15 protein-coding genes and 1 riboswitch are annotated in these 16,253 nt (G+C 64.7%); of the genes, 8 read left to right on the top strand and 7 right to left on the bottom strand.

Annotation, left to right across the window (positions count from 1 at the left end):
• The first annotated feature begins 51 nt into the window (after positions 1-51).
• Genes fabD through fabG form a run of 3 tightly spaced genes read left to right on the top strand, consistent with a single transcriptional unit; the run spans position 52 to position 2,532 of the window.
• On the top strand, positions 52-987 hold the full coding sequence (fabD, locus tag JQK15_RS07200) for an ACP S-malonyltransferase (protein WP_097382735.1): 936 nt from the start codon (positions 52-54) through the stop codon (positions 985-987).
• Entirely contained in the window at positions 984-1,790 is an 807-nt protein-coding gene (locus JQK15_RS07195) for a crotonase/enoyl-CoA hydratase family protein (RefSeq protein WP_214864492.1), read from the top strand. The genes fabD and JQK15_RS07195 overlap by 4 nt, the downstream gene beginning before the upstream one ends.
• A gap of 1 nt (position 1,791) precedes the next feature.
• Positions 1,792-2,532 carry a 3-oxoacyl-[acyl-carrier-protein] reductase gene (fabG, locus tag JQK15_RS07190; RefSeq protein WP_004212094.1) on the top strand — a complete coding sequence of 247 codons (741 nt, stop codon included), beginning with the start codon at positions 1,792-1,794 and terminating at the stop codon, positions 2,530-2,532.
• A 12-nt stretch (positions 2,533-2,544) separates the two neighbouring features.
• Here the strand turns inward: fabG and JQK15_RS07185 are convergent, their stop codons facing one another.
• Positions 2,545-3,768, bottom strand: coding sequence for a glycosyltransferase family 87 protein (locus JQK15_RS07185; RefSeq protein WP_214864490.1), 1,224 nt, complete (start codon positions 3,766-3,768; stop codon positions 2,545-2,547).
• 207 nt (positions 3,769-3,975) lie between these two features.
• On the opposite strand from JQK15_RS07185, the gene JQK15_RS07180 reads away from it, so the two are divergent.
• From JQK15_RS07180 to JQK15_RS07165, 4 genes are all read left to right on the top strand, one after another.
• Entirely contained in the window at positions 3,976-4,209 is a 234-nt protein-coding gene (locus JQK15_RS07180) for an acyl carrier protein (RefSeq protein ID WP_004212096.1), read from the top strand.
• 177 nt (positions 4,210-4,386) lie between these two features.
• Positions 4,387-5,646 carry a beta-ketoacyl-ACP synthase II gene (fabF, locus tag JQK15_RS07175; protein ID WP_004212097.1) on the top strand — a complete coding sequence of 420 codons (1,260 nt, stop codon included), beginning with the start codon at positions 4,387-4,389 and terminating at the stop codon, positions 5,644-5,646.
• A 109-nt stretch (positions 5,647-5,755) separates the two neighbouring features.
• On the top strand, positions 5,756-6,727 hold the full coding sequence (gene mltG / locus JQK15_RS07170; protein ID WP_214864563.1) for an endolytic transglycosylase MltG: 972 nt from the start codon (positions 5,756-5,758) through the stop codon (positions 6,725-6,727).
• Between the two features lie 60 nt (positions 6,728-6,787).
• Positions 6,788-6,896: riboswitch (SAM-I-IV-variant riboswitch) on the top strand.
• A 39-nt stretch (positions 6,897-6,935) separates the two neighbouring features.
• On the top strand, positions 6,936-7,862 hold the full coding sequence (locus JQK15_RS07165; RefSeq protein WP_214864488.1) for a homoserine O-succinyltransferase: 927 nt from the start codon (positions 6,936-6,938) through the stop codon (positions 7,860-7,862).
• A gap of 10 nt (positions 7,863-7,872) precedes the next feature.
• Here JQK15_RS07165 and JQK15_RS07160 read toward each other — a convergent pair whose 3' ends face one another.
• Entirely contained in the window at positions 7,873-8,292 is a 420-nt protein-coding gene (locus tag JQK15_RS07160; protein WP_214864561.1) for a sugar transporter, read from the bottom strand.
• A 107-nt stretch (positions 8,293-8,399) separates the two neighbouring features.
• Here JQK15_RS07160 and JQK15_RS07155 point away from each other — a divergent pair, with 107 nt between their 5' ends.
• Entirely contained in the window at positions 8,400-8,903 is a 504-nt protein-coding gene (locus tag JQK15_RS07155; RefSeq protein WP_164488926.1) for a 2'-5' RNA ligase family protein, read from the top strand.
• A 464-nt stretch (positions 8,904-9,367) separates the two neighbouring features.
• Here JQK15_RS07155 and JQK15_RS07150 read toward each other — a convergent pair whose 3' ends face one another.
• The 5 genes from JQK15_RS07150 to JQK15_RS07130 form a co-directional block, all read right to left on the bottom strand.
• Positions 9,368-10,594, bottom strand: a complete 1,227-nt coding sequence (locus tag JQK15_RS07150) for an NAD(P)/FAD-dependent oxidoreductase (RefSeq protein ID WP_214864559.1) — start codon at positions 10,592-10,594, stop codon at positions 9,368-9,370.
• A 123-nt stretch (positions 10,595-10,717) separates the two neighbouring features.
• Entirely contained in the window at positions 10,718-11,755 is a 1,038-nt protein-coding gene (locus JQK15_RS07145) for a rod shape-determining protein (protein WP_004212110.1), read from the bottom strand.
• Between the two features lie 144 nt (positions 11,756-11,899).
• Complete coding sequence (locus tag JQK15_RS07140; RefSeq protein WP_214864486.1) at positions 11,900-12,943, bottom strand: choice-of-anchor A family protein; 1,044 nt, start codon at positions 12,941-12,943, stop codon at positions 11,900-11,902.
• A gap of 222 nt (positions 12,944-13,165) precedes the next feature.
• On the bottom strand, positions 13,166-13,555 hold the full coding sequence (locus tag JQK15_RS07135; RefSeq protein ID WP_214864484.1) for a DUF4440 domain-containing protein: 390 nt from the start codon (positions 13,553-13,555) through the stop codon (positions 13,166-13,168).
• Between the two features lie 143 nt (positions 13,556-13,698).
• Entirely contained in the window at positions 13,699-16,098 is a 2,400-nt protein-coding gene (locus JQK15_RS07130; protein ID WP_214864482.1) for a TonB-dependent receptor, read from the bottom strand.
• Between the last annotated feature and the right edge of the window lie 155 nt (positions 16,099-16,253).

Below are 16,253 nucleotides of genomic sequence, written 5' to 3'. Positions count from 1 at the left end.
GAATTCCCGTGTTTTTCTCCGGAAAGACACCAGTAGATCAGAGGATGGAAGATGAGGGCATTTCTTTTCCCGGGCCAGGGTAGCCAGTCGGTCGGCATGGGCAAGGCGCTGGCCGAGGCAAGCCCGGCGGCAAAGGAACTGTTCCAGGAAGTCGATGACGCCCTGTCGCAGCATCTGTTCCGCATCATGGTGGAAGGCCCCGAGAGCGACCTGACCCTGACCGAGAACGCCCAGCCGGCGATCATGGCCAATGCCCTCGCCACGTTGCGCGTGATGCAGAAGGAAGGCGGCTTCAGCCTGGCTGACAAGGGCGATTATGTCGCCGGTCACTCGCTGGGCGAATATAGCGCGCTCTGCGCGGTCGAGGCGTTCGACCTTGGCACCACCGCTCGCCTGCTCAAGTTGCGCGGTCAGGCGATGCAGGCCGCCGTGCCGGTGGGCGAGGGCGCGATGGCCGCGCTGCTGGGCGCCGACATCGAGAAGGCACAGGCGCTGGCCGATGCCGCTGCGGAGGGCGAAGTCTGCACCGTCGCCAACGACAATGATCCCAGCCAGGTCGTCATTTCCGGCCACAAGGGCGCGATCGAGCGCGCGGTCGCGCTGGTCAAGGATTATGGCATCAAGCGCGGCGTGCTGCTGCCGGTGTCGGCGCCCTTCCACTGCCCGCTGATGCAGCCGGCCGCCGACGCGATGGCGGAAGCGCTGGCAAAGGCGACGATCAACGCGCCGCTGCTGCCGGTCTATGCCAATGTGCTGGCCGCGCCGATCAGCGACCCGACCGACATTCGCGAGCGTCTGGTCGAGCAGGTTACCGGCCGTGTGCGCTGGCGCGAGTCGATCGGCGCGATGTGGGACGCGGGCGTCACCGATTTCGTCGAACTGGGCGGCAAGGTGCTCGGCCCGATGGTCAAGCGCATCGCCCCCGACGCCACCGTGCGCAGCGTGGTGACGATGGACGATATCGAGGCGGTACTGGGCGCGCTGTGAGCGAGAGCCCGGTTCTTGCCAGCCGCGACGGGGCTGTCCTGACGGTCACGCTGAACCTGCCCGACCGGCGCAACCCCATCTCCGATCCGGCGATGGTGGATGCGCTGTGCGACGTGTTCGAGGCGGCGGACCGGGATGCGAGCATCCATGTCGCGATCCTGACCGGGGCGGGCAGCGCCTTCTCCTCGGGCGGCGATCTCAACGCGATGCGGCCGGATGCCGGCGGGCTGCGCGCCAGCCTGCCGGCGCAGACGCGGCGCAATTATCGCGCGGGCATCCAGCGCCTGCCCTTGCTGTTCCAGGCGATCGAGCTGCCGGTGATCGCGGCGGTCAATGGCCCGGCGATCGGCGCGGGGCTGGACCTGGCCTGCATGTGCGACCTGCGCATCGCGGGGCAAGGCGCGCGCTTTGCCGAAAGCTTCGTGAAGCTAGGCCTGGTGTCGGGCGATGGCGGGGCCTGGTTGCTGCCGCGCATCATCGGCTTTTCCAAGGCGTCGCACCTCTCGCTGACCGGCGAGACGATCGACGCGGGCGAGGCACTGCGGATCGGGCTGGTCGGCGATGTCGTGCCCGATGCGGAGCTGATGACGGTGGCGCGGGCGCAGGCCGATGCGATCGCCGCCAACCCGCCGCATGCGACACGGATGACCAAGCGGCTGCTGCGCGCGGCGCAGACGGCCGAACTTTCGCAAATTTTGGAAATGGCGGGCGCCATGCAGGCGCTGGCCCACGCGACCGCGGATCATGACGAGGCGATCACCGCCTTCTTCGACCGCCGGCCGCCACACTTCAAGGGAGACTAAAATGTTCGATCTGACGGGAATGACCGCGCTGGTGACTGGCGCTTCGGGGGGCATTGGTTCCTCCATCGCCAAGGCGCTGGCCGCGCAGGGCGCCACCCTGGCGCTGTCGGGCAGCAATGAGGAGAAGCTCAAGGCCTTTGCCGCTGAACTGGGCGGCGACCACAAGACCTTGGTCTGCAACCTGTCCGATCCGGCCGCCGTCGACGCGCTGGTGCCGCAGGCGGTGGAAGCGCTGGGCGGCAAGATCGACATTCTGGTCAACAATGCCGGCATCACCCGCGACAATTTGATCCTGCGCATGAAGGACGAGGAATGGTCGCAGGTGATCGCGGTCAATCTGGAAGCCGCCTTCCGCCTGTGCCGCGCCGCCGCCAAGCCGATGATGAAGGCGCGCTTTGGCCGCATCATCTCGATCACCTCGGTCGTGGGCGTCACCGGCAATCCGGGCCAGTCCAACTATTGCGCGTCGAAGGCCGGCATCATCGGCATGTCGAAGTCGCTGGGCCAGGAACTGGCGAGCCGCGGCATAACCGTGAACTGCGTGGCCCCCGGCTTCATCCGGTCGGCCATGACCGATGCGCTGAACGATGCGCAGAAGGGCACGATCCTGGCCAAGATCCCCGCTGGCGATCTGGGCGATGGCGACGATATCGGCGCAGCAGTCGCCTATCTGGCGAGCAAGGAAGCAGGCTATGTCAACGGCCAGACCCTGCACGTCAACGGCGGCATGGCGATGATCTGATCGATCGCCCGGTCAGGCGATCTTCGTCCGGCCGGGCAGACTATAAGCGAGCGCGCCGTCCAGCAGGATGGCGCGTCGCATCGCCAGCGCCAGCACCGCGATCGCGGCGATCAGGTTGACCGGCACATGGGTCCATTCCGACACGGCCCGGCCGAACAAAGGCGCCATCCAGGCATAGGCCAGCCAGCTTCGTTCCCAGCCAAGCACGCCGCGCTTGCCCATGTCGGCGGCGACGAAGGCGATCGCCATCCCCAGCAGCACATAGTCATAATCGAGCACATAGGGTGTGCAGAGCAGGGCGGCGCTGAGCGCGGCGGCGCCCCGCACTTCCATCGTCCCACGCCGGGCGACCAGCGCGGCGATAGTGATGGCGATGGCTGTCACCAGGCCCTGCACCACATAGGCGGCTGGAATGCTGCCGCCCCATTGGCGAATGGCGGCAAAGGGGCTTTGGATCTTTTCCCAGCCGGTGGCACCATTTTCGATGATGATATGCTGCGTCAGGGGCAGAGAATCGATGAACGCCTGCCACACCGGCCAGCCCCAGATCAGCAATGTCAGCAGGCACAGGCCGGCCGAGGTCAGACCGGCGGCCAGGAAGGCGCGGGCATTGCCGCGTGCGATGATCAGCACAGGGATCAGCACCGCAAATTGCGGTTTGTAGACGAGTGCGCCCAGCAGCATGCCGGCGATCCAAGGGCGTCGGTCGAGCAGGGCCATGCCACCACCCAGCAGGCCGGCGGTCATGAAGGCATTCTGGCCGTGGCCCAGGCACACCATTACCACAGGTGCGCCGAGTGCGATGAGCAGCGCGTCGCGCTGATCCGGCAGGACATGACGGATGACCATCAATGCTCCGCCAAGCGTCAATCCCTGCCACAGGATCAGGGCGGGGACGTAGGGGATTTGCGCCAGCAACGTGGCCAGGATCAGGAAGGGCGGGGGATAGTGCCAGCCATAGAAGGGGATGGCGGGATCATGATGGATCGCCTTCTGCACTTCATAATGGGCGGGCCAGTTCCATGCCTGCGCGGCCTGACCCTGATCGGCCATCCATCCCGCCGTCCAGACGTTGGAGAAGTCCGTGCCAAGCGGCCGGCCGAGCGAATCTACCGTGCCATGCGCCGTCGCGAACAGGTAGGCGAGGCCGATCAGCGTCGCAGCCAGCATCAGCCAGGCTGTCATTCGGACCCGTTCGGGGGTGATGAACTGGTCGGGGCACAGGCGGTCGATCATCGCTGTTGACTGGCACAAGCGGCTGAAATTTTGGTAAACAACCCGTTGTTTCCGGGTTTTTTCCGGCTTTTTATTGCCGAAACGCACCTGTCCCTCCATCTAGGGGCTTGGCGGCCTTCCCTCTTGCCTCTATCGGGGCTTGGCACTAGGGCAATGCCTTAACGGTTATTCAGAACCACCAACGATACCCAGTAAGAAGGACCACTCATGAGTGAGACCGCGGATCGCGTAAAGAAAATCGTCGTCGAGCATCTGGGCGTCGAAGCCGAGAAGGTGACCGAGGACGCCAGCTTCATCGACGATCTGGGCGCAGACAGCCTGGACATCGTTGAACTGGTGATGGCGTTCGAAGAAGAATTCGGCGTCGAAATCCCGGACGATGCGGCTGAGAAGATCGCCACCGTCAAGGACGCGATCGACTATATCGACAGCAAGGCCTAAGGGCTTCGCGGCCTGCCCCAGTGGCGGGCCGCCCTCCTTGCACAAGGATTGGCTCCTCCTGTCCGGTGATCCCGGAGCTTGGGGAGCCTTTTCGTATCTGGCCTGCCGTTCACAAGTGCGTGTGGAACGCCTAGATGAGCGGCACGGAACCAAAAATTGGAATTTCGGAGCAAGCATATGCGTCGCGTCGTCGTAACCGGCCTTGGCATGGTAAGCCCGCTTGGCGGGGATGTCGAAACCACCTGGAAGAACATCATCGCGTCGAAATCCGGCGCGGCGACGATCACCCGCTTCGACGCCACCGATTACAAGTGCCGCATCGCCTGCGAAGTGAAGCCCGCGGATCATGAATATGGCTATGACGCCTCGCTGGACGTCGACCACAAGATTCAGCGTCAGGTCGATCCGTTCATCGTCTATGGCATTTCCGCCGCCAGCCAGGCGCTGCGCGACGCGGGCCTGGACAATATGTCGGAAGAAGAGCGCCTGCGCGCCGGCTGCTCGATCGGTTCGGGCATTGGTGGCCTGCCGGGCATCGAAAGCGAATCGCTGGTGCTGGCCAACAAGGGCCCCAACCGCGTTTCGCCGCACTTCGTCCATGGCCGCCTGATCAACCTGATCTCGGGCCAGGTCTCGATCAAATACGGCCTGATGGGTCCGAACCATGCCGTCGTCACCGCCTGCTCGACCGGCGCCCACTCGATCGGCGACGCTGCGCGCATGATCGCGATGGACGATGCTGACGTGATGCTGGCGGGTGGCGCGGAAAGCGCGATCTGCCCGATCGGCATCGCCGGCTTCGCCCAGGCGCGTGCGCTCTCGACCGGCTTCAACGACACGCCGGAAAAGGCGTCGCGTCCCTATGACGTCAACCGTGACGGCTTCGTCATGGGCGAAGGCGCGGGCGTGGTCGTGCTGGAAGAATATGAGCGGGCAAAGGCGCGCGGCGCGAAAATCTATGCCGAAGTCATTGGCTATGGCCTGACCGGCGACGCCTATCATGTCACCGCGCCGCACCCGGAAGGCAATGGCGGTTTCCGTTCGATGCAGATGGCGCTCAAGCGCTCGGGCCTCAGCCTGGAAGATATCGACTATGTGAACGCGCATGGCACCTCGACCCCGCTGGGCGACGAACTGGAACTGGGCGCGGTCAAGCGTCTGTTCGGCGATCATCTGGGCAGCATGTCGATGTCGTCGACCAAGTCGGCGATCGGCCACCTGCTGGGCGGCGCGGGCGCGGTGGAGAGCATCTTCTGCATCCTCGCCATGCGCGACCAGATCGTGCCGCCGACGCTCAACCTCGACGAGCCGAGCGAAAGCTGCAAGGGCGTCGACCTGGTCCCGCACGTCGCCAAGGAGCGCAAGGTGCGCGCGGTGCTGAACAACTCGTTCGGCTTCGGCGGCACCAACGCCTCGCTCATCATGAAGGCGATCTGATACGCCTGATCCTCCCCTGAAAAGGGGAGGATCATGTAAGCCATAGCCGGTTGGGCATTATTTGGGTCGGGCAGTTGGGATGATGGCAAGACGATCCGGCGCAAATCCGGTGCGGCGACTGGGCTGCATCATCCTTCTGATCGGCCTGGCCGTTGTCGCCTTTGTCGGTTTCCGCTTCGTCCATGGCTGGACCGAGACGGGGCCGGCCACCCAGAATATCAGCATCGTCGTGCCGGAGGGATCGACCCTGTCCGATGCCGCGGTGCTGTTGAAATCGGCTGGCGCGGTGCGTTCGGCCGATGCCTTCCTGACCCGCGCGAAGGTCTTTGGCGGCGCCAAGCCGATCAAGGCCGGCGAGTTCGTGCTGCCCAAGGGCGCCAGCAATAGCGAGATCCTCTCGATCCTGCAGGGCGGCAAGACGCTGACCCGGCTGGTCACCATCCCCGAAGGCATGCCGTCGATCCTGGTGCAGGAACGGCTGATGGCCAATGACGAGCTGACCGGCGATGTCGCGGTGCCGCAGGAGGGCAGCGTGCTGCCCGACAGCTATGCCTTCGACAAGGGCGAGCCGCGCGCCGCCGTGCTGAAGCGGATGCAGGCGGCGATGGACAAGGCGCTGGCGAAGCTGTGGGCCGAACGCGCGCCCAACACGATCGCCAAGTCGCCCCAGGAGGCGATCATCCTCGCCTCGATCGTCGAGAAGGAAACCGCGATCGCCAAGGAGCGGCCGATGGTCGCGGGCGTCTACAGCAACCGTCTGCGCAAGAACATGATGCTGCAGGCCGACCCGACGATCATCTATCCGATCACCAGGGGCAAGCCGCTCGGCCGCCGGATCAAGAAGTCCGAGATCGCCGACGTCAATGATTACAACACCTATGCGATGACCGGCCTGCCCAAGGGGCCGATCGCCAATCCGGGCCGCCTGTCGATCCTGGCGGTGCTGCACCCGGCGGAGACGAATGCGCTCTATTTCGTCGCGGACGGGAAGGGCGGCCATATCTTTGCCGACACCTATCAGCAGCATAATGAGAATGTGCGGAAGTGGTTCGAAATCCGCCGCGCCCGGGGCGAGCTGTAAAGCCCGGCTTGGCCGATATATAGCCGGGCTTGCCACATGGCCCGGCGCGCGCTAGGGATAGTCCAGCATCAAGAGTTGGGGCGACGCCCAACGCCAACCTGCCGTTCCGGGCAAGGTGGCACTCCCGATCCGGGAGGATGTGGCCGATCCGGCAACAAAGCGGACCTCAGCCACCGATCGTCGCCCCGCCAGGAAGGACTGACGAGACGTGCCGATCAAGATTGCCGACGACCTGCCCGCCCGCCGCACCTTGGAAGCCGAGGGCGTTGCCGTGATGGGCGAGGCGGACGCGGTGCGGCAGGATATCCGCCCGCTGCGGATCGCGCTGCTGAACCTGATGCCCAACAAGATCGATACCGAGACGCAGCTTGCCCGGCTGCTCGGCGCCTCGCCGTTGCAGGTGGAACTGACGCTGGTGCGGATCAGCGACCATGTGTCGCGCAACACCTCCGCCGATCATATGCAGTCCTTCTACCGCGCCTGGACCGATGTGCGCGACGAGCGGTTCGACGGCTTCCTGATCACCGGCGCGCCGGTCGAGCATCTGCCGTTCGAGGAGGTGAGCTACTGGCAGGAACTGCGCGCCATCTTCGACTGGACCCAGACCCATGTGCATCGTTCGCTCAGCATCTGCTGGGCGGCGCAGGCGGCGCTCCATCATTTCCACGGGGTCGAGAAGCACGCGCTGGAGCGCAAGGCGTTCGGCGTGTTCCGCCATCGCAACCATGCTCCGGCCTCGCCCTATCTGCGGGGTTTTTCGGACGATTTCTCGATCCCCGTGTCGCGCTGGTCGGAAGTGCGGCGGGAATCGCTGCCGGTCGATCGCGGGCTGCAATTGCTGGCCGACAGCGCGGAGACCGGGCCTTGCCTGGTCCATGATCCGCGCCATGGCTTCCTGCACATGTTCAACCATGTCGAATATGACACGCGCACGCTGGGCGACGAATATGCGCGCGACGGCGGCCGCCAGATGCCGGCCCATTATTTCCCCGACGACGACCCGTCCCGTCCGCCGGAAAATCGCTGGCGCAGCCATGCCCATCTGCTGTTCGGCAACTGGATCAACGATCTCTACCAGACCGCGCCGTTCGACGTGGACATGATCGGCCAGGAGATATTGCAGAGCGCGGCCTGATCGGCGCCGATCAGCGCAGCAGACCCTTGGCCGCCTGACTGCGGGCGTAGAGCCACTGGCCTAGCCCGATCAGGACGATGACGGCCGGGAAGATCGCCGCGCCCGCGCCCTTCACCGCCAGCAGGTCGGTGCCGAGGAACGTGTATCCGAACTGGACGATCACCGCGAGCAGCGACAGCAGGAACAGCGGCACCGCGACGCGGCGGCGTAGCAGCAGGACGATCGCGCCCAGCGTGCCGGCGCCCACCGCCACCGCATAGACGGCCCAGGCCCAGCCGGGCATCTGGGCGAAGGCGCGGGCGGTGTCGGGATCGGTTCTGGCGAGTTCGCCCAGGTCGGCGCCATATTGCATGACGAAGGCGGCGACCCCCATCAGGTTCCATAGCAGCAGGATGACGGCGATGATGACGAAGGATGCCGGTGCGCGCATGATGCTTCCCCTCCTGGGCCGCGCCTGCTTGCCGGGCGCGGCATCTGTCATCATATAGCCTGTCCTGGCCGGGCGAAAGTCCACCATTGCGTTGCAGGGAGGCGGTCCTGGCTGACCCGATCATCGTCACCGCGCTGCTGGGCGCTGCCGATTTCGCCTGGGCGGATGGCTTGCGCCGCGCCCATTTCCCGCCTGAACGCAATCAGGTGCCGGCGCATGTCACCCTGTTCCATCATCTGCCGCCTTCGCTGCTGCCCGAACTCAGGACGCGGATGAAACAGATATGCGCCGGCCCGGCGCCACGGGCGCGACTGGGCGATGTGCTGCTGCTGGGGCAGGGGGTCGCCTATCGCATCGACAGTCCCGATCTAGCGGCGTTGCGTGGCGAATTGGCGGACGCCTTCACCGGCCTGCTGACGCCGCAGGACCAGGCCGGCTTTCGCCCGCATCTGACCGTGCAGAACAAGGTGGAGCCCAGGGTCGCGCGGGCGCTGGCCGACCGATTGCGCGCTGATTTCCATCCCCGCCCGATCGCAATCGCGGGCCTGGCCGCCTGGCACTATCGCGGCGGACCATGGGAACTGGCAAGCGAGACCCGGTTTCGGGGGTAGCGACGGCAGAATGGGAGCGATAGATAGCCCCTCCCTTTCAGGGAGGGGTTGGGGTGGGTTGCGAGTGCAGCGAGATTCTGCCCGATCGAGCGTAGGCCGCCGCTACGCGGCGCACTCACCCCCGGCCCCTCCCTGAAAAGGGAGGGGAGTAGGAAAGGTCAGCTTCTGCCCGCTTCCCGGCCGTCTTTCCTACTCAGCATATTTCTGGTCCACCCTGTGGGATGGAATTGGCCGCTCCCATTGCCCCGTTATCGACCTTGCTGCAGCGTCCTGCCGCAACCGCCCCGTCGCGTCATGGTCGCCTGATCGTCGCTTCGCTGGCGCGTCGGTGTCGCTTCACAGGCGCGCGATTGTCGCGTCGCCGTCGCTTTCCGATGACCCTATGCCGGGAAAATGGCGCAAAACGGGGCGACGACACTGTGAACTTCGTAGGAAAATCCGATTGTCGCGTCGTCGCCGACCGGTCAGGCGAGGCCCACTTCCTTGAGCGGAATGCCGGCATCGGCCAGTTGCGCCGGGTCGAGATGGGCGCCCGACAGCACATGGGCCCGGCCCTGGACATAGTCCTTGACCGCATTGACGCAATCGAGCGCGATCAGCTTGCCGCCCTTCAGATAGACGACCGAGAAACTGCGGGTGGCGGGATCGCCGCGCAGCACCGTCTGGTCGAAACCGGTCGACAGGCCCACGGTCTGGAGCTTGAGATCATATTGGTTCGACCAGAACCAGGGGACGGCGTCATAGGCTTCTTCCTTGCCAAGGATGTGGGCCACGGCGGTCTTGGCCTGGTCATTGGCGTTCTGGACGGATTCGAGGCGCATCTGCGCGCCGCCGGCAAAGCGGTTGGCATGGGACGCGCAATCGCCCACGGCATAGATGTCGGGCAGCGAGGTGCGGCAATATTCGTCGACATCGACGCCATTGCCACCGGCCGCGCCCGCCGCGATCAGCGGGCCGGTTTCGGGCACGATGCCGATGCCCACGATCACCATGTCGGTCTCGATCCGCTCGCCGTCCTGCATCAGCACTGCCGTCGCCCGGCCGTCCTTGACCTCTATACAGTCCATCTTCGCGCCCGTGCGCAAATCGACGCCATGGGCGCGATGCTCCGCCTCGTAGAAGCGCGAGAGATCCTCGCCCGCGACGCGGGCCAGCACCCGGTCGAGCGCTTCGAGCAGGACGACGGTCTTGCCGAACTTGGACAGGACGGCGGCCGCCTCCAGCCCGATATAGCCGCCGCCGATGATGGTGACATGGTTCACGCTGTCGATCTTCGCCATCATCGCGTCGACATCGTCGCGGCGGCGCACGGCATGGACATTGGCGGCTTCGGCGCCGCTGCAGGTGAGCATCCGGGGGCTGCCGCCGGTACACCAGATCAGCTTGTCATAGCCGATTTCCACGTCGCCGACGGTGACGAACTTGCCGACCGGATCGACGCTCTTGACCCGGCGCCCCAGCAACATGTCGATCTTGCGCTCGTCCCAGAAGGCGGCGGGGCGGATCAGGATACGGTCGAAGCTCTTGTCGCCGGCGAAATATTCCTTGGACAAAGGCGGGCGCTCATAGGGCGGATCCTTCTCGTCGCCGATCATGCCGACCGAGCCTTCGAAGCCGTGCTGGCGCAGCGAGATCGCCGCCTGCGCGCCGGCATGGCCGGCCCCCACGATCAGAACGTCATAATAGCTCATCCGCCCGCTCATCCTCTTTTATCCGGGGCTTTGCTTGGCGGCATTTGGCAGTGCTGGCAAGCGCCGATGTGGCGGGACGGGCAAGCGATGCCCGCCAACCATCGTCGGGGCGGTGCGCGCCGGTCAGGACATGGTCAGAACGCCCTCATAGGCGCGATCTTCCAGCGCCTTGCCGGCGCCCATGGCGACGCACATCAGGGGCGTGTCGGCGATCCGTACGGGCAGGCCGGTGGCTTCGGACAGCGCCTCGTCCAGCCTGCGCAGCAGCGCGCCGCCACCGGTCAGGGTGATGCCCTCATCGATGATGTCCGACGAGAGTTCGGGCGCGGTCTGTTCCAGCGCGGTCATCACCGCCATCACGATCTGGCCGACCGGTTCGGACAGGGCGTCGCAGATTTCCGCTTCGCTGATGGTCATTTCGGCCGGGCGACCATTCACCAGGTCGCGGCCCTTGACGATGATCCGCTCGCCCTCGCCATCGGGCGGGGTGGCGCAGCCGATCGCGCATTTGACCCGTTCGGCGGTGGCTTCGCCGATCATCAGATTATGGACGCGGCGGATGTGCGAGGCGATCGCGTCGTCCAGCTTGTCGCCGCCGACGCGGGCCGAATTGCTGTAGGCGATGCCGTTGAGCGACAGCACGGCCACTTCGGTCGTGCCGCCGCCGATATCGACCACCATAGCGCCGCGCGGTTCGGTGACGGGCAGGCCGGCGCCGATCGCCGCGGCCATCGGCTCCTCGATCAACTGCACCCGCGCCGCGCCGGCGTTGGAGGCAGCGTCGCGCAGCGCCCGGCGCTCGACCATGGTGGAACCGGTCGGCACGCAGATCACCACGTCGTAGCGGCGGCCGAAGCGCCCGCCGTCCTGCGCTTTCTCGACGAAATGCTTGATCATCTGCTCGGCCACGTCGATGTCGGCGATCACGCCGTCGCGCAGCGGGCGGATCGCCTGGATATTGGCCGGGGTCTTGCCCATCATCAGCTTGGCTTCATTGCCCACCACCTTGACCTTGCGGATGCCGCGAATGGTCTCGATCGCGATGACGGAGGGTTCGTTCAGCACGATGCCCCGGTCGCGGGCGTGGATGACGGTATTCACGGTGCCAAGATCGATCGCCATGTCGCAGGCGGTCGAGGAGAAGAAGCGGGGCATTTTCATGGGAAAGCGGCGATCTGCAAAGATTGTGAAACAATGGCTCCCTGTGCCGCCGCCCGGCGGCGATCAGAAGGGCGCTGCGCCAGTCCGTCCGTTTCCCGCGTCTGGCCGAGGCTGAAGGGACGGAAAAGCGCGATAAAGGGCGGTTCAGGCGGTCTTGCGGATCAGGCGGCGACCCAGCAGCACACCGACGATGCCGAGCAGGAACAGGGTCCAGCCCGGCGCTTCGGGCACCGGCGTGCCGCCCGAGCTGCTGCCGGTCGGCGGATCGATCGGCGGGGTATAGCCGCCCGTATAGGTGCCCAGATGCATCTCGCCATTCTGGGTCAGGTTGCCGAACACGGCCGATCCCTGGATATAGTTGGCGGTGGTCGCATCGGCCCAGGGCGCGAGCAGCGATCCGCCCCAGCTATTGGTGAGGTCGAGCGACTGGGCGTCGCCGAAATTCCAGATCACATGTTCGCCGAGATTGGCGGTGCCGCCCAGGAAATTGTCGTTGAGACTGACCGCGCTGCCGCTGACATTGACGATCGCGGTGTCGGCGCCGTTCAGGTTGAAGGCGATTTCGCCCACCTTGTCGAGGTCGGCGGCGCTGATCGAGAAGACGGCCAGGCCATTGGCGTCGGGGCTGGCGTTGAAGGTGGCGCGGTTGCCGCTGATCACCATGTCGCTGTTGGCGGCCAGGCCCGACAGGTTGGTCGACAATTGCTTCATGCTGCCGGCCAGCACCGTGCCCTGCGTCGCCAGGCTGGATGCGAAGCTGGGGTCCGATGTGGCCAGGCCGGACTGGACGCTATTCTGGTTGATATTGGTGTTGCTGATGGTGCCGCCGACCTTCACCGTCTGGGCCGCGCCATTGAGGTTGAAGCCGCTTTCGACATTGCCGCCGACCAGCGCGCCCGACCCGTTGTTCAAATTCTTGATGCCGCCGGTGACATTGCCGACCACGGTAAGGCCTGCCTGGCCGGTCGCAGAGGCGGCGGGCGTGCTGATCTGGTAGCTGGAGGATGTGCCGGTGAGGTCGCCGCCAACGAAGGTGCGGCCTTCGACTTCGGAGGAGGAACTGAGGTCGCCCAGCACGATCAGATTCCATTCGCGCAGCGCGTCGGTGCCGGTAACGGGTGAGGCATAAGCGGGGGCGGCAGCAAGCAGCGCCAGCGACGCCGAAATCATGAAACCGGTCTTTTTCATAATAGATAACGCCAAGTCTTCGCATGTCGTCACAATGGATTGCGTGACGCGTGGCGAAGTCCCCCCCTTCCGCTCTCTGGATTGTCGGCCCCGACTCCGACGCCGGAGCGCCAAGGACAGGGTGGGGGCGCCATAGTCCTGTCGGACCAGTGCGGCAATATTTTATTAACTATTGCACGAAGAGCGTGGCCGATCGTCTTGCAGCGGAAAGTTGCGGACTTTTCAGGCCAGGGTCAGGTAAAGTTCCGCCTCGATCAGCCACTCGCTGCCAAGCTGCCGCCATTTGGCGGTGTAGGCGCCCGAGGCGATGAGGATGCCGGACGATGCGGCAACGCCCTGCCACTGGCCATGCTCGAAGGCGATCGGTTCGACGGGCGAGACCAGGATCGTGTCGGGCGTGCGGGTGTAGATGCTGCGATCAGGCGCGGCAAATTCGCGCTTCCAGGCCATCAGCTGCGCCTTGCGCCCGGCGATGACGCCGCTGTCGGTGCCGGTCACCATCACGACATCCTGTGCCAGGATCGGCCCGATGGCGGCAAGGTCGGCATCGGCGAGTGCCCGGTTGAAGCTGGCGCGGCGCAGGCGGATGGCAAGATCGGCGGTGGCGGTCATGGCGCTTCCCTTAGCAGGCGGCGCTGCCATCGCCATGCCCGAAGGCCAAAAAAAAGAACGCCCGCAGCGGGCTGCGGGCGTTCCGTTCGCCAGACCGGGCCATGTCGAGGAGGGCATGGCCGGCCCGGCGGGGAGAGAGGTTGTTAGAGCTTGTAGCCCAGGGTCAGCACCCAGGAGCGACCTTCGCCCGGATTGGCCCAGCCATTGTTGCGGATGCTGGTATAATATTTTTCGTTGGTGAAGTTCTGAACGTTGAGCTGCGCCGTCAGCTTCTCCGCGAAGGTGTAGGACAGCATCGCCCTGTGAACGAGATAATCGTCCGAGTGGTAGATCGGGCCGATCGTCGTGCTGCCGGCCACCAGCGGTGTGACCAGGGCGCGATTGTTGAGCGCGAAGCTGCCCTGATAGGTCAGGCCATAGCCCAGTTGCAGCCCGAAGGGCAGGGTATAGGTGGTGAACAGGCTGCCCGAATGCGTGGGCGTATTGGTCATGTCCTGACCCTTCTGCACATCGGGGATCAGAACATTGTTGCCGCACGGGTTGGACGTAGCCGATCCGATCCCGGATGCAGTGCCCGTCCACGGGCTCGCAAGGCACGCATTGGACACGCTCTGGATGACCTTGCTTTCGAGATAGGTGTAGTTGGCGAAGATCGTCCAGGCTTCGGTGATGTTGCCGCTGGCGCCCAGGGTGACACCGTTCACGCGGTTGCGGCCATCATTGACGGGCAGCGCGCCGACGAACGGATCATTGCTGGTGACGCGATAATTTTTGCGCTCGTTGCGGAACAGGGCAGCGGTCAACTGAAGGCCGCCATCGAACAGGTCGATCTTGCCGCCGATCTCGTAATTGACTGCTTGTTCCGGATTGGCGTCGCAGGCGTCGTTGGAGCCATTGGTTCCGGTGATGATCAGGCCGCAGCCCGATCGCACCGTGGTGGCCGTCGGCGTCTTGCTGTTGGCATAGGCGACATAGAGGCTGGCATTGTCGGCCGGCTTGTAGACGAGGCCGATGCGGTAGGAGAAGAGATCGTCGCTCGCATTCTGCTGCGGGCCGGTGGTGTAGGCGCCCCCGGTGGCGGGGGTCGCGATCGTGTCGGAGCGGAAGCGGGCGCGGTTATGCTCCCAGCGGACGCCGCCATTCAGTTCGAGCCCATCGACGATCTTGGCCGCAGCAAAGGCATAGGTCGCGATGTTGAACAGGTCGCCCATCTGGTGGCCGGACCGGATCTTGTTGACCGGGCCGGTATAGATGCCGTTCGGATCGCTGATGCTGATCGGATCGAGCGTGGGGTTCGGCGTGGCGCCGTTGGCGTTGCGCAGGACGTTGCCATTGTCCAGCGTGTAATCTTCCTGCAGCATCGAGGTGCCGATGACCAGCGTATGGCCGCCCGGAATGTTGAAGGTCAGGTCGAGCTGATTGTAGAGTGTCTGGTTGACCGAGTCCCGGAAGCCGCCACGCGGGCCGCTGGGATAATACATGCCCGGCACCTGGCCGGCGGCGCAGGCCGCACCGGTCGGCAGTGTGCCGTTGGCGAGGCAATAGGCGCCCTGTGGCGGGTTGACGACCAGATTCTGCTCGACGCGCTGCCAGCGCGACAGGTTGCGGACCGACAGCAGGTCGCTGAAACGATGGTCGAAGATCGCCGTCGCCTGGTCGATCGTCTGATCCTGCTTGTCGAGATTCTTGTAGCCATAATAGCCGCTATAGGGCACGCCGGGCAGCGGCCCGTCATAGATCGCATTCTTGTAATAGGGGATGCCGTAAAGCGGCGTATTCTCGTCTTCCTGATGGGTGTAGAGCAGGGTCAGCGAGGTCGGCCCTTCCACGCCCAGCTTGACCGAGGGGGCCACGCCCCAGCGCTTGTAGCTGTCGACATCGCGCCGGGCGACGTCATTTTCATGATACATGGCGTTGAGGCGCACGGCGATTTGCTCGTTGACGCGGACATTGCTGTCGATGGTCGCGCGATAATAATCGGACGTGCCGATGCCGCCCTGCACCAGCGTTTCGCTGTCGGCCTTGGGGCGCTTGGTCACCAGGTTGATGTTGCCGCCGATCGCGCCCGAACCACCATAGACGGAGTTGGCGCCGTTGGTGACCTCGATCTGCTCCAGGTTGAACGGGTCGGTGCGGCTATATTGGGCGCTGTCGCGCACGCCATCGATGCTGATGTCGGTGTTGGCGCTCTGGCCACGCAGGTTGATGCTGTCGCCATAGCCGCCGCCGCCTTCGCCCGCGCCGAAGGTGATGCCCGGAACGGTGGACAGCACGTCGCGCAGGGTGAGGAGGTTCTGCTTCTGGATGGTCTGGTTGCCGATCACCGTGATGGTCTGCGGCGTGTCGAGCAGGGGGCGAACATATTTGGGCGATTCGGGCTTTTCCACCTTGATGGAACTGTCATCGATCGCCGTGTCGGTGACCGTGACGCCGCCCAGTGCCTGGCCCTGGCCATTATCCTGCGCGTGCGCGCCGGATGCGAAGGCCATTGCGCCGACGCAGCTCAGTGCGAGGAAGGATGGAGTGTTTCCATATTTCGCCATTGTTTCAGAACCCCTTTCGATTGTTGCAGGGGCTGCTATTGCGACCTATTCGCATTGTCAATGCTATTGCGAGTGGATATCTGTTCGACGATGCTTTTTTGCTAAATGATGTAAAAGTCGCACAGTTGGCAAAGTGGCTAAATGGCCGATGCATG

This window comes from Sphingobium sp. BHU LFT2 (genome assembly GCF_018604485.1).
Lineage (GTDB): Bacteria > Pseudomonadota > Alphaproteobacteria > Sphingomonadales > Sphingomonadaceae > Sphingobium > Sphingobium yanoikuyae_A.
Note: the sequence above shows the minus strand (reverse complement) of the source record. Positions and strands in the feature narration are given on the sequence as shown.

Bases quoted from the DNA above. Each gene is read 5' to 3' on its own strand.
- JQK15_RS07135 (WP_214864484.1), bottom strand. From the start codon at position 13,555: ATGACCGCCACCGCCGATCTTGCCATCCGCCTGCGCCGCGCCAGCTTC.
- JQK15_RS07145 (WP_004212110.1), bottom strand. From the start codon at position 11,755: ATGAAAATGCCCCGCTTCTTCTCCTCGACCGCCTGCGACATGGCGATC.
- fabD (WP_097382735.1), top strand. From the start codon at position 52: ATGAGGGCATTTCTTTTCCCGGGCCAGGGTAGCCAGTCGGTCGGCATG.
- JQK15_RS07130 (WP_214864482.1), bottom strand. From the start codon at position 16,098: ATGGCGAAATATGGAAACACTCCATCCTTCCTCGCACTGAGCTGCGTC.
- fabF (WP_004212097.1), top strand. From the start codon at position 4,387: ATGCGTCGCGTCGTCGTAACCGGCCTTGGCATGGTAAGCCCGCTTGGC.
- JQK15_RS07180 (WP_004212096.1), top strand. From the start codon at position 3,976: ATGAGTGAGACCGCGGATCGCGTAAAGAAAATCGTCGTCGAGCATCTG.
- JQK15_RS07160 (WP_214864561.1), bottom strand. From the start codon at position 8,292: ATGCGCGCACCGGCATCCTTCGTCATCATCGCCGTCATCCTGCTGCTA.
- JQK15_RS07140 (WP_214864486.1), bottom strand. From the start codon at position 12,943: ATGAAAAAGACCGGTTTCATGATTTCGGCGTCGCTGGCGCTGCTTGCT.
- JQK15_RS07150 (WP_214864559.1), bottom strand. From the start codon at position 10,594: ATGAGCTATTATGACGTTCTGATCGTGGGGGCCGGCCATGCCGGCGCG.
- fabG (WP_004212094.1), top strand. From the start codon at position 1,792: ATGTTCGATCTGACGGGAATGACCGCGCTGGTGACTGGCGCTTCGGGG.
- JQK15_RS07185 (WP_214864490.1), bottom strand. From the start codon at position 3,768: ATGATCGACCGCCTGTGCCCCGACCAGTTCATCACCCCCGAACGGGTC.